Annotated in this window: 12 protein-coding genes; 8 read left to right on the top strand and 4 right to left on the bottom strand. The window is 64.4% G+C overall.

Annotation, left to right across the window (positions count from 1 at the left end):
* Positions 1-81: 81 nt before the first annotated feature.
* The 4 genes from M3P36_RS14425 to M3P36_RS14410 all read left to right on the top strand — a co-directional run bounded on the left by M3P36_RS14425 (position 82) and on the right by M3P36_RS14410 (position 3,901).
* The gene (locus M3P36_RS14425) at positions 82-1,038 is read left to right on the top strand and encodes a Gfo/Idh/MocA family oxidoreductase (protein WP_249704407.1); all 957 of its coding nucleotides are present in this window, start codon (positions 82-84) and stop codon (positions 1,036-1,038) included.
* Positions 1,038-2,027 carry an aldo/keto reductase gene (locus M3P36_RS14420; protein ID WP_249704406.1) on the top strand — a complete coding sequence of 330 codons (990 nt, stop codon included), beginning with the start codon at positions 1,038-1,040 and terminating at the stop codon, positions 2,025-2,027. Before M3P36_RS14425 ends, M3P36_RS14420 begins: the two co-directional genes overlap by 1 nt.
* A gap of 36 nt (positions 2,028-2,063) precedes the next feature.
* Positions 2,064-2,867, top strand: coding sequence for a CmcJ/NvfI family oxidoreductase (locus M3P36_RS14415; protein ID WP_249704405.1), 804 nt, complete (start codon positions 2,064-2,066; stop codon positions 2,865-2,867).
* A 77-nt stretch (positions 2,868-2,944) separates the two neighbouring features.
* Positions 2,945-3,901 (top strand): alpha/beta hydrolase, encoded by a 957-nt coding sequence (locus tag M3P36_RS14410; protein WP_249704404.1) that lies wholly within the window; start codon positions 2,945-2,947, stop codon positions 3,899-3,901.
* Between the two features lie 375 nt (positions 3,902-4,276).
* Here the strand turns inward: M3P36_RS14410 and M3P36_RS14405 are convergent, their stop codons facing one another.
* From M3P36_RS14405 to M3P36_RS14395, 3 genes are all read right to left on the bottom strand, one after another.
* Entirely contained in the window at positions 4,277-4,786 is a 510-nt protein-coding gene (locus M3P36_RS14405) for a YybH family protein (RefSeq protein ID WP_249704403.1), read from the bottom strand.
* Positions 4,787-4,959: 173 nt separating this feature from the next.
* A complete protein-coding gene (locus M3P36_RS14400) occupies positions 4,960-5,850 on the bottom strand; it encodes a dienelactone hydrolase family protein (protein WP_249704402.1) in 891 nt (296 codons plus the stop codon).
* 75 nt (positions 5,851-5,925) lie between these two features.
* Positions 5,926-6,867: an SDR family NAD(P)-dependent oxidoreductase gene (locus M3P36_RS14395; protein WP_249704401.1), complete on the bottom strand. Its 942-nt coding sequence runs from the start codon at positions 6,865-6,867 to the stop codon at positions 5,926-5,928.
* A 75-nt stretch (positions 6,868-6,942) separates the two neighbouring features.
* Between M3P36_RS14395 and M3P36_RS14390 the strand changes: the two genes are divergently transcribed.
* The 3 genes from M3P36_RS14390 to M3P36_RS14380 are packed head-to-tail and all read left to right on the top strand — an operon-like array spanning position 6,943 to position 9,246.
* Positions 6,943-7,638 (top strand): nuclear transport factor 2 family protein, encoded by a 696-nt coding sequence (locus M3P36_RS14390; RefSeq protein WP_249704400.1) that lies wholly within the window; start codon positions 6,943-6,945, stop codon positions 7,636-7,638.
* Entirely contained in the window at positions 7,635-8,096 is a 462-nt protein-coding gene (locus tag M3P36_RS14385; protein ID WP_249704399.1) for a nuclear transport factor 2 family protein, read from the top strand. Before M3P36_RS14390 ends, M3P36_RS14385 begins: the two co-directional genes overlap by 4 nt.
* 16 nt (positions 8,097-8,112) lie before the next feature.
* Positions 8,113-9,246, top strand: a complete 1,134-nt coding sequence (locus tag M3P36_RS14380) for an amidohydrolase family protein (protein WP_249704398.1) — start codon at positions 8,113-8,115, stop codon at positions 9,244-9,246.
* 8 nt (positions 9,247-9,254) lie between these two features.
* Here the strand turns inward: M3P36_RS14380 and M3P36_RS14375 are convergent, their stop codons facing one another.
* Positions 9,255-9,539, bottom strand: a complete 285-nt coding sequence (locus tag M3P36_RS14375; protein WP_249704397.1) for a hypothetical protein — start codon at positions 9,537-9,539, stop codon at positions 9,255-9,257.
* A 382-nt stretch (positions 9,540-9,921) separates the two neighbouring features.
* Here M3P36_RS14375 and M3P36_RS14370 point away from each other — a divergent pair, with 382 nt between their 5' ends.
* Entirely contained in the window at positions 9,922-12,039 is a 2,118-nt protein-coding gene (locus M3P36_RS14370) for a TonB-dependent siderophore receptor (RefSeq protein ID WP_249704396.1), read from the top strand.
* The last annotated feature ends 189 nt before the right edge of the window (positions 12,040-12,228 follow it).

Genomic DNA, 12,228 nt, shown 5'->3' with positions numbered 1-12,228 from the left:
CGATCAGGCCGCACCTCCGCGCTACAGACCCACCCCTAGCCCCTCCCGCAAGCGGGAGGGGGACTGTATTGGAGACCACTCATGCGTATTGCACTCGCCGGCGGCGGCGCATTCGGCGAAAAGCACCTCGACGGCCTGAAGAACATCGATGGCGTCGAAGTCACCGCGCTTGTCGGCCGCACGCTCGACAAGACCCAGGCCATGGCCGACAAATACGGCGTCGGTTTCGCCACCACCGATTACGACGCCATGCTGGCCCGCGAAGATGTCGATGCGGTCATCCTGTGCACGCCCACCCAGATGCACGCCGAACAGGCGATCAAGGCGATGAACGCCGGCAAGCATGTCGAGGTGGAAATCCCGCTGTCCGACAGCTGGCCCGATGCCGAAGCCGTGATGGCCAAGCAGGAGGAGACCGGCCTGGTCTGCATGGTCGGCCACACCCGCCGCTTCAATCCATCGCACCAGTACGTGCACAACAAGATCGTGGGCGGCGACTTCAACGTCCAGCAGATGGACGTGCAGACCTATTTCTTCCGCCGTTCCAACATGAACGCCAAGGGCGAGGCGCGCAGCTGGACAGATCACCTGCTGTGGCACCATGCCGCGCACACGATCGACCTGTTCGCCTATCAGGCGGGCAAGATCGTCACCGCCAATGCCATCCAGGGCCCGAAGCACCCGGGGCTCGGCATCGCGATGGACATGTCGATCCAGCTGAAGAGCGAAAGCGGCGCGATCTGCACCCTGTCGCTGTCGTTCAACAACGACGGGCCGCTCGGCACCTATTTCCGCTATATCGGCGACACGGCGACCTATCTGGCGCGCTATGACGACCTGTTCACCGGCAAGGAGGAACAGATCGACCTGGCCGGCGTGGCCGTATCGAACAACGGCATCGAGCTGCAGGACCGCGAATTCATCGCCGCGATCCGCGAAGGGCGCGAGCCCAATTCGTCGGTCCGGCAGGTGCTGGATTGCTACCGGGTCATCGGCGAGCTGGCCGCCAGCCTCGAAGCGCAGGACGGCTGGTCCTGATGCAGATGCGGGTGATTGCGGGCACCGAAGTCCACCCCGTCGGGCTGGGCTGCATGAACCTGTCCTGGGCCTATGGCACGCCGCCATCGGCCGAGGACGGGGCCCGGCTGCTGGGTCATGCGCTCGACATCGGCTGCAATCACCTCGATACCGCGCGGATCTATGGCGCGGGCAAGAACGAGGCGCTGATCGGCGAAACGCTGAAAGGGCGGCGGCAGGATTTCTTCCTCGCCTCCAAGTGCGGCATCGTGGTGGAAGGGGCCAAGCGCGGCGTCGATTGCAGCCCCGCTGCGCTGATGGAGGCGCTCGATACCAGCCTGTCGCTGCTGCAGACCGACCATATCGATCTCTATTACATGCACCGGTTCGATCCCAAGGTGCCGGTGGCCGACAGCGTGGGCGCGCTGGCCCGCGCGATCGAGGCGGGCAAGATCCGCGCCTATGGCGTGTCCGAATGGTCCGCCGCCCATATCCGCGAGGCCCATGCCGTTCATCCGGTCGGGGCGGCCCAGCCCGAATACTCGCTGTGGACGCGCAATGTCGAACTGGGCGTGCGCGAGACATGCGCTGACCTTGGCATTCCGCTGGTCGCTTTCAGCCCGCTGGGGCGCGGGGCGCTGGGCGGTGTGCTGCGCGATCCTTCCACGCTTGAAGAGAGCGACCTGCGCACCAAGATGCCGCGCTTCAATGCCGACAATTGGCCGCACAACCTCAAGGTGATCGAACGGTTCGAGGCCCTGGCGCGCGACAATGGCTTTACGCCCGCCCAGCTCGCGCTGCGCTGGGTGCTGGAACAGGGCGACCATTGCCACGTGATCCCCGGCACCACCTCGATCGCCCACCTCGAAGACAACATGGCCGCTGCCGGCCTGCCGGTGACCCCCGAGGTTATTGCCGAAGCGGGGCGGATCGTGAACCATGGGACCATCCACGGCCATCGCTATCACGATGCGATCCGGCCCACGATCGACACCGAGGAATTTGCCTGAACCGGGCAACCGGAAAAGTAGGCGGGGAGGCCTGACATGAATTCAGTACGCGCGATGATCGGTTATGCGGAGCGGACCGAGAAGAAGCCCTATTTCTACGCCAATGCCCACGAAAAGGACTATGTGCCGCTGGCCCCGGTGGAAATGGAAATCCACGATGCGCGCGGGCTTGATTGCAGCCTCGATGTCGAAGGCTTCACCCTCGTCCAGCATCGCAGCGCCGTGGCCGATCTAACCGATCTGGCCGAAGTCGCGCGGGTCCATGCCGACGAGATCGCCGAGCTGTTCAAATCGGTAACCGGTTGCGACCATGTCGACATGTTCAGTCGCGGGATCCTGCGATTCTCCGAAACCGCTGGCAAGAACGCAGCGCATGATAACTCGCACCCGGCGCGCTATGTCCATGTTGACATGTCGGCCGAAGCTGCCGCCGCCGCCCGCGCCAGGTCCGCGCCAGAAGGCCGCACCGTGGTCCGCAGTGCGCAGTATAACGCGTGGCGCGTGCTGTCCGATCCGCCGCAGGATGTGCCACTGGCGCTGTGTGCCTTCCCCTCGCTCCAGCCGAGCGATCTGGTCGATTGCGATGCGATTTTCGATCCGCCCGGCGGCGCGCCCGAATGGTCGTTCGGCAATTATCTGGTGGCGCACAATCCTGCCCATCGCTGGCATTACTTCTCGGACATGCATGTCGGCGAAGTGCTGGTGTTCAAGACCAGCGAGAGCGATCCTGCCCGCGCGCAACTGATGCCGCATGGCGCGTTCGACAACCCGCTGGCCGGGCCCGACACGCCTCCGCGCGCCAGCCTCGAAATGCGCGGCACGGCGTACTGGTTCGCCTGATTGAAGGGCTGAAAGCGCTTCCATTTTCGCGGCACTGGAATAGCATCCCCTCCAACGGGAATGGAGGAGATGTGACAATGCGATTCAAGGCGATTTTGGCTGCGGCTGCCGCAGTTGGGCTGGCGGGCTCGGCAAGCGCGCAGGAAGCTGCCCCGGCCGAAGACATGGCCACCATGATGGCACGGATCAACCTCCTGCCCGATACGCCGGGTGACGGCCCCTATCCATCGATCATCGAACAGGTGGCCGACCTGCCCAACCACGTGGTCTATCGCCCGGCGGACCTGTCGGCCATTGGCCCCAATGGCCTCGGCGTGTTCGTGTGGGGGAACGGCGGCTGCGCGGCCGATGGCACCAGCAGCCGCTTCCATCTGTCGCAGATCGCATCCTATGGTTATGTGGTGATCGCCCCCGGCCTGTGGCGCAGCGGACCGAACGCCACGGCAGGGGCTGCGCCGCCAGCGCCCCCCACGGCAGCCCGCGTCCCACCAACGACAGCGGCGCAGCTGGTCGAGGCTCTTGACTGGGTCATGGCGGAGAACGCTCGCCCCGGCAGTCCCTATCACGGGCTGATCGACGAGAACGCGCAGGCCGCCGGCGGCTTCTCCTGCGGCGGGGTCCAGGCGCTGACCGTGGCAGGCGATCCGCGGTTCGATACGATCGTGGTGCAGAATTCAGGCCTGTTGCCCGAAGATGCGCCACGCATGGGCGGGATGGAACTGGGGAAGGACGGCCTCAACGCGCTGCACACCCCGGTGATCTATCTCGACGGCGGGGAAACCGACATCGCCTATGCCAATGGCCTGGATGACTACAACCGGATCGAGCACGTGCCGGTGTTTTGGATCAACACGCCCACCGGCCACGGCGGCACCTATCACGAACCGATGGGCGGCCGGAATGCGATGATCGTAGTGGACTGGCTGGAATGGCAGTTGCGCGGCGACAGGGCGGCAGCGCGGACCTTCACAGGCGCCAACTGCCGCCTGTGCACCGATCCCGAAGCAACGATCGAATTCAAGAACCTGCCGTAACGGCCAGCTGGTGCGCAACGGCACTGGCGGCAGGCGCGTTCCGGGAGAGGGACGAAGCCTGCCTGCCAGTGCCGCCGCTATGCCCAAGCGGCGGAGCTAGCCTCACAGACCCTGTTTCAGTAGGGTGGAAGGCACCGGCACGGAGCCGGATTTGCGCCAGCGCGAGGCGCGAGGAGGGAGCGATGCTGTAGCATCGTGACTGACGAGCAACGCTGCGCTGGCGCAAATCCGGCCCGCCCCTTCGGGGTCGCCTCAGGAAGTCCGTTGGACTGCGTCGCGCCGCTTGCAGGGGCGGTAAAGCCTCTGCTGCGCACCGCTCCTTGCCAGCGGACTTTCTGAGGCGATGACGATGTTTCCACCCTACTGAAACAGGGTCTAATCCGCAGCTTCGGCAGCCGCCTCGTCAGTCGGTGCCGCAGCCGGGGCTGCCGGACGCGCGACGTTGTAGGCGGAAACGATCTTCCAGGTGGCGCCCGTCTCGCGGTGCCATACGGTTTGGCTGTCGAGCGTCTGGGTCGCCGGTTCGCCCGTGGCAGGATCGGTGGTGGTGAACTGGACCAGCGAATTGACGATGGTATATTCCCCGTCGCCCGAAGCCCAGGCCTGGGTCGGCTCGATGGAGAGGGCGAAGTTGGGGTCTTCCAGCAGCGCGCCATATTCTTCCACGATGGCCACGCCGCCTTCCAGCACCTCGCCATCGGGCTTCACCAGCCGCGCATCGTCACGATAGAGCCGGGCAATGCCGACGAGGTCCCCGGAAGCGATCGAATCGAGCTGCGCCATTTCGGTATGACGGACGGCATCGATGGCTTCAGCCGGATCGCCGCTGCCACACGCTGCCAGCAGCAGGGCAGGCGCAAGCGCGGCAAGGGTGAGTTTCTTCATAGCAATATCTCCCGTTCAACAGCGGCCCTCTGCGGCCTTCAGGCGGCCCTGGCGGGTCCAACGCTGATCGGGATAGGGGCGGGCGATTCGTGCCGCCTTGATTTGCCGCAATTTTGCGAACGCGGTGGCGGGAGGCCTGGGCAGCAAGCCTCCCGCAGAAGTTCACACCGGGCTCAAAGCGCTTCGGAATACATCGCCAGCAGGGCCGCCCAGGCGCGGTCGCCTTCGTCATAATCGTAAACCGGGCTGTCGAGCACGGTCCAGCCGTGATCGCCCTGATAGACTTCCACCGTGACTTGGGCAGCAGCGGCATCGCCCGCAGCGCGCAAGACGTCCTTGTCGGTGGGAGCCTGGGCATCGTCGTTCTTCGCGATAGCGATGAGGACATGGGTGTCAGCCGGCAGTGTGCCCAGCAGGTTGACCGGCGCATCGGCGCCTTCGCCCACCAGTCCGCCGCCGTGGAAGCTGGCCGCCGCCTTGACGCGGTCCGGCACTGCGGCAGCGGCGCGGATGGTCCAACTTCCGGTCATGCAATAGCCCTGGGCGCCGATCCCGCGCGATGTATCGACCTCGTCCTGGTCATCCAGCCATTCGACAATGACTGCGGCGGTTTCGGCTATGGCCGCAGGGGTATTTTCCGCCATCCACGGGCGCACGCGGTCGAAACCGCCCGCTTCGCGCCATTCATCGAAATCCTCGAACTGCACGCCCTCGACACTGCGGTAATAGGGATTGGCGACAAGCACGGTGTAGCCTGCCCGCGCCAGGTCGCGCGCCATGGTCAACTTGGCATCGCGCAGACCCGCGATATCGGGCCACAGGATTACGGCAGGATGCTTGCCGGTGGCGGGATGGATCAGCATGCCGTCCATCTGCCCGCCGGGCGCGGGGAAGATCACCATCTTCTCTCTGAGCGTCGATTGCGCCAGCGCCGCGCCGCCCGAAGCGGTGGCCAGCACCCCGGCACCTGCCGCAGCACCGATCCGCGCGAAGTCGCGGCGGGTAACACCTGCCCGCCAGTCGCGGCCTGCGGGCATGGCACTGACCAGATCCTGTTCACACATGACTTGCCTCCATCAAACTCTCCGTTGCCGCGAAGGATAACAGATGGGGGGACGAGGTCCAGCGTCGCTTAGTTATCAGGTCAGGTCGTCGAGCCGGATCACCAGCCCTGCTTCGGCATCGCGCATGGCCTTGCGGCGCAGTTCCTCGATGTGGAGCCGACCGGCAGGCGCTTCCTCCACGGGCAGCGCGGCCATGATCTTTTCGTGCGCCTCCTCGAAATCGGGGCCGTGTTCGGGGTGGGTCAGGATAAGGCCGTCCTGCTGCGTCATCCCGCGCAGGATCTTGGCGCCCACTTCATAGGGGTCCATTCCTTCCTCGAAAGCCGTGCCGAACTGTTCGAGCGCTTCTGGCGGAACGTCGGGGAATCCGCTCTCCCCGAAGCCATCGGGCCGCTTCATGGCGCTGGTCCAGGCATTGGTGCGAGTCAGCGCCGGGCAGCACAGTGAACAACCGATCCCATGCGGCGCGAGGTTGTAGCGCAGGCTCTCGGTCAATCCGCGCACGGCGAACTTGCTGGCCGTATAGATGCCCGCCTGCGGTCCCGGCAGGAAGGCGGCCATGCTGGAAACGTTGGTCACATGGCGGCGGCCGTCGGCAGCCTTGATCTTCGGCAGGAAGCTTACGATGCCGTTCACCACCCCGCCGAAATTGACCCCCATGATCCAGTCGTAATCATCATAGCTCGCCTCGTCGGTGGGGCCGAAAACCGAAACCCCGGCATTGTTGACCAGCACGTGGACCGCACCGAAATGCGCCTCCACCTCGTCGGCCACTGCGGCAAAGCGGGCGCGGTCGGTCACATCGAGCTTGAGCCACAGCGGTGCTTCGTGGCCTTTTTCCGCGAACCACGCTGCCGCCTTGGCCCGGTCATCCTCGTTGCGATAGGACAGGGCGAGCTTCATCCCGGCATCTGCGAAAGCCTGGGCCACGCCCAGCCCGATCCCCGTGGCCGCCCCGGTGATGAAAGCCACCCGGCCTGCCCATTGCTCGCGGAATTGTGCGCCATTCAGCTCCATGTGATCCAATTTCCTCTCGCCAAGACACTATCGGTCGTTAGGATCAGTGATAACGAAAATGGGGAGAGAGTCGAGATGAGCGATGTGGAAACCAGGCTGGCAGAGCTGGAACACAAGGTGGGGGTGCTGGAAGATGTCCAGGCCATCCGCCGCCTCCATTGGGCTTATGGCTACTACATCGATTTCAACCGGCCCGATGAAGTGGCGGACCTGTTTGCCGAAGATGGCGCGGTAATCTTCCTGTCGGGCGAATATGTCGGCCATGCGGGCGTGAAGCGGCTCTATGGCGACTGGATCGCCGGACGCTTTACAGGCGGCCGCCCCGGCCCGGTCAACGGCCTGCTGCTCGACCATTTCCAGATGCAGGACATCATCACCGTCGCGCCCGATCGCAAGACCGCCAAGGGCCGCTTCCACGGCATCCTGCTGGGCGGCTGGCACGATGATTTCCAGGACACTCGCGAGGAGATCATGCCGCAGCAGTTCATGGAAGCGGGCATCTACGAGAACGACTACGTCAACGTGGACGGCGTGTGGAAGATCAAGCGGCTCGACTATATGATGCAGTGGCAGGGCGATTACGAAAACGGCTGGGCGCACACCACGGCCCACCTGCAACCGGCGGAAAAGACCTTCCCCGAAGACCCGCTCGGCCCCGACCGGCTGCTGCCCGCCAGCGAACACCGCCAGACCTGGCCCTATCGCCAGGACGTGCCGATGCATTTCGCGCACCCCAAATTCGGGATTGCCTTTGCCAACCGGGCCAAATGAAGCCCGCCCCCGGCGTCCTGCCGTGGGATGTGGACGCGCCGCCGTTTGATCCGTGCGATACGACAGCGCGCGAAACGCTCACGACCCGGGAGGTGGCTCAGCGGTTCATCCAGCTGTTCTATGTCGAGGACAATCCGACCGATGGCTTCACCTGCTGGATGCATCCCGACTATGTTCAGCATAACCCCAATGCACCGACCGGCCGCGATGCCACGCTGGCGATGATGCACGCGAGCATGGCGCGCCTGCCCCATCTCACCCACGAGGTGAAGCGGGTGGTGTGGGGAGATGCGGACCTTGTGGCCGTGCACTTCCATTTCCTGCGCGAAGCAGGCACGCGCGGCCACGCCATCATCGATATCCTGCGGATGGAAGCCGGCTATATCGTGGAACACTGGGACGTGATGCAGGAAGTGCCCGATCCGGCGACAGCGAAGAACGACAACGGGATGTTTTGAGGGGGGAAACAAGGCCATGCCATTTCTGGAAGACGGCAGCGAGAAAGGCCTCAAGGGTCATTTCAAGGAGGATTTCAGCCACCGCACGCGGCAGGGCATGGCCCCACGTGCCGGGCACGTGGATCGCAGCGCGCCCTACAAGCGCATCGCCACCGAGGAGGCCTGGACCTTCCCCGCGCTGGTGAAAGCCCAACTCGACTATTTCAATAGCGGCGATGCGCCGGATGACGATTCGCTGCGCATGGGGGCGATGTTCAACCACATGCCTAGCTTGCAGGACATGCTGCAGGACCTGGGCGACTTGCGCATCGCTCACATGGACGAACTGGGCATCGACCGGCAGCTCCTGCTGCTGACCGCGCCCGGCGTGCAGGTGGTGCGCCCCGGCGAAGGAACGGCCCTTGCGCGCGAGGCGAATGATATCGCCGCTGAAGCCTGCCGCAACCACCCCACCCGTTTTTCCGCCATGGCCGCCTTCGATCCGCGCGACGTGGCAGGCAGCGTGAAGGAACTGGAGCGCGCCGCCGGGCTTGGCCTCAACGGTGCGGTACTCAATTCGCATTTCCAGGGGCATTACCTTGACGAGCCGGAGTATCGCCCGATCCTCGAGGCGCTGGAGGCGCTGGACTTGGCGCTCTACATCCACCCCACCGCGCCCTACAACGCGCCCCATTACGAGCAGCGCGGTTTCTTTGGCGCATTGGGCGGGTTCCCGCACGATGTGTGGCTGCACACCATGGGCCTGGTCATGTCGGGCGCCTTCGACCGCTTCCCGAAGCTGCGCCTCGTCATCGGCCACCTGGGCGAATGCATGCCGCTGCACCTCTACCGGTTCGACTGGATGCAGGGCAACGCCGATGGCCGCACACGCCCGCTCATCGACGGCGGCGAGCAGATCAAACTGCAGCATCCCACCAGCTATTACTTCCAGAACAACATCTGGATCACCACCAGCGGCTGCGGCTGGGAGGCGGGCATCAAGTTCTGCCAGCAGGTGCTGGGGCCGGATCGGGTGATCTATGCGATGGACTACCCCTACCAGCAATCGAGCGACGAGCTCGCCGCCTATGACCGGATGGACATGACGCCCGAGGTCAAGAAGATGCTGATGGAAGACAACGCAAGGGCGGTGTTCCGGATCAGGGGGTAGGCAGGAGCTTAGCGCGCCTTTCCGTTAAGCTCGTTCACCACCACAGGATGGATCTGGCCGAAGAAGCGCACGCCCGCGCGGTTGCCGCTGCGCCATGCCACTTGTCCGTTGATGGTCACGCGGCCATCGAGCAGCAGGCGGAGGAAATCGCAGTCGCCGTGCCACGGACTGGTCGGCACCACTTCGCAACCGTCGGGGGTCAGGGCATCGAGTTCGAGGCTGATGATCTCGCCCGCGCATTCGCCTTGCGCATCGATGGTACGGTGTTGCTGACACTGCGGTGCACTGGCCATTGAACAAACCTTTCAACGTTTCCCTGCCCCGCAGCATAGTAAACACGGGTTATCGCCTGCTTGTTCCCGCGTTCATCGCCGGTTGTCGCATATGCCCTTCCAGCATCATCCGCGCAGGGCATTGACCAATTCCATGCCCTGCGCCCACCGCCAAACCACCTCCTTATCCGGGAGATAGCGCAATCATGGGAGAGCTGTCGGGACCAGTGCAAAAGCGGCCCCACCTGCCCCGCGCAGCATAGCGCGATCAAGCTCCGCCAGCCCCAAACTGCCAGTTGCGACTAATTCGCAAGAATCCTCTTGCGACTGCGAATGATTCTCGTTAGCGGGCCAAGCAAGGGCAGCCGAGGGGGTTGCCCACCGACTTTTCGAGGATCATTCCATGTCGTTTGCCCGCTCCGCCCTTCTCGCCTGCACCGCGCTCGCCATCCTGCCCGCTACCGCGCTGGCCGCCGAGGCCGAGGACCAGCAACGTGACGCGGAGAGCCGGATTGTGGTCACCGGCGCGCGGGCCACCAGCGCCTCTGCCACCAAGACCGACACCCCCGCCATCGAGGTTCCCCAGCCGGTCACGGTGATCCCGGCCAAACTGTTCGAGGCCCAGGGTGCGGTGTCGATTTCCGACACGCTGAACTACGTCGCGGGTGTCCAGTCCAACCCCTATGGCCCCGACAGCCGGGTCGATGGCGGCTTCGTGCGCGGCATCAATGCGCTGCAGTTCCGCGACGGCATGCGCGACATCTTCAGTTTCTATGCCTCGATCCGCGCAGATCCCTACAACTTCTCACAAGTCGAGGTGCTGCGCGGGCCTTCATCCACGCTGTTTGGCGCAGGCTCCATCGGCGGGCTCATCAACCTCGTTTCCAAGACGCCAGAATTCACCACCGGCGGCGAAGTGGCGATTACCTATGGCAGCTTCGACCGCAAGGAAGTGCTGATCGACGTGACCGGCCCGGTGTCCGAGACCCTGGCCCTGCGCCTCGCCACCCGCCTGCGCGATTCCGGCACGCAAACCGACTTCGTGCCGGATGACCGGGTAATGATCGCCCCCTCGCTCACCTGGCAGCCCAGCATGGACACCAGCCTCACCCTGATGGGCCTGTACCAAAAGGACAATAACGGTTCGACCAGCCAGTTCCTGCCGCTGGTGGGCACGATCCTGCCCAATCCCAATGGCCAGTTGCCTGCGGACCTGTTCATCGGCAAGCCCGGCTGGGACCGCTATGACGGGCGGCTGGCGCAGGTGGGCGCAGTGTTCGACCAGCGGCTGGCAGACAGCGTCACCTTCTCCACCCGGGCGCGCTATATCGATAGCGACCTCGACTACTTCACCCACTATCCCAACAGCTATGGCAACCCGGCCAACCCCTATCTCGATGCCGACCAGCGGCTGATCCAGAACTATGCTTCAGGCTCCATCGCGCGGATGGAAGTGTTCTCGACCGACAGCAACCTGGCCTTCACTTTCAACACTGGCGCCAATGTCGAGCACACCCTGCTGGCGGGCATGGACTACAGCTGGAACCGCGTGCGCAAGACCGATGGCTATGCGCTGGAAGTGATCGACATCTACGATATCGATTATGATGCCCTATCCGATTTCAACGGCACCATCCCCATGCCCGGCGATCCCGGCTTTGCCTTTGGCGGCGGCACGGACACGGCGCAAAAGCAGCTCGGGTTCTACCTTCAGAACCAGATCCGCTTCTTCGACCGCGTGAGCCTTGTGCTGGGCCTGCGGCACGACGATGCCAGCGCCACCAGCTTCGGTGCGCAAAGCTATTCGTCCGATGCCATGTCCTACAAGGCCGGACTGATCGCCGAGGTGTTCGAGGGCGTGTCGCCCTTCGTGTCCTATACCGAAAGCTTCGAGCCGATTGCCGGCACGGCCAGTAACGGCCAGCCGTTCGTGCCCAAGCGGGGCGAGCAGTGGGAGGCGGGCGTCAAGATCCACCCGACCGATGCCACGATTCTGACCCTCACCGCCTATCGCATCCGCGAGACCAACCGGCCCATCAGCGACGATTCCACGCCCGATCCGTTCGACCAGATCCAGGCGGGCGAGCTGGTGTCCAAGGGCTTCGAGGCGAGCGCCACGGCCCAGCTGCCGGGCGATGTCAGCCTGATCGCCAACTATTCCTATAACGAAGCCGAGGTGACCGGAACCGACCGCCAGCTCGACAACGTGCCCAAGACCAATGCCTCTGTCTGGGCGACAAAGCCGTTCCAGTTGTCCGAAGGCGTGTCCTTGCTTGTGGGCGGCGGAGTGCGCCATTCCGGCCGCAGCCGCAGTTTCGGTGCCGCCTTCCCGCTAGGCCTCGTCACCCCGTCCTACACCCTGGTCGATGCCCTGGCCGAAGTGAGCTGGGACCAGTTCTCCTTCCGACTCAACGCCACCAACCTGCTCGGCAAGGACTACTATTCTGCCTGTCTGGCGCGGGGTGACTGCTTCCAGGGAGCGGAGCGGAACGTGATGGGCACGCTGAGCTACAACTTCTGATGCCAGAGACGATGAATGAGGCAGTACTCTGGATCGCGGCCACGGGCGGCGCGCTGGGCGGGATTGCCGTGCTGCGCGCCGCCTGGGGGCGGGCCAGGCGGTCGGTCTCGCTGAACGCGGCGGGCTGGAGCTTGCTGGCACTGGCGATAGTGGCTGGCGGCGCGCTGGGCGGGGCCTGGGGCGTGGCCG

The sequence above is a fragment of the Altererythrobacter sp. KTW20L genome, from assembly GCF_023501975.1.
Taxonomy (GTDB): Bacteria; Pseudomonadota; Alphaproteobacteria; order Sphingomonadales; family Sphingomonadaceae; genus Alteraurantiacibacter.
The sequence above is the reverse complement of the archived record's forward strand: the minus strand, read 5'-3'. Positions and strand labels throughout refer to the sequence as shown.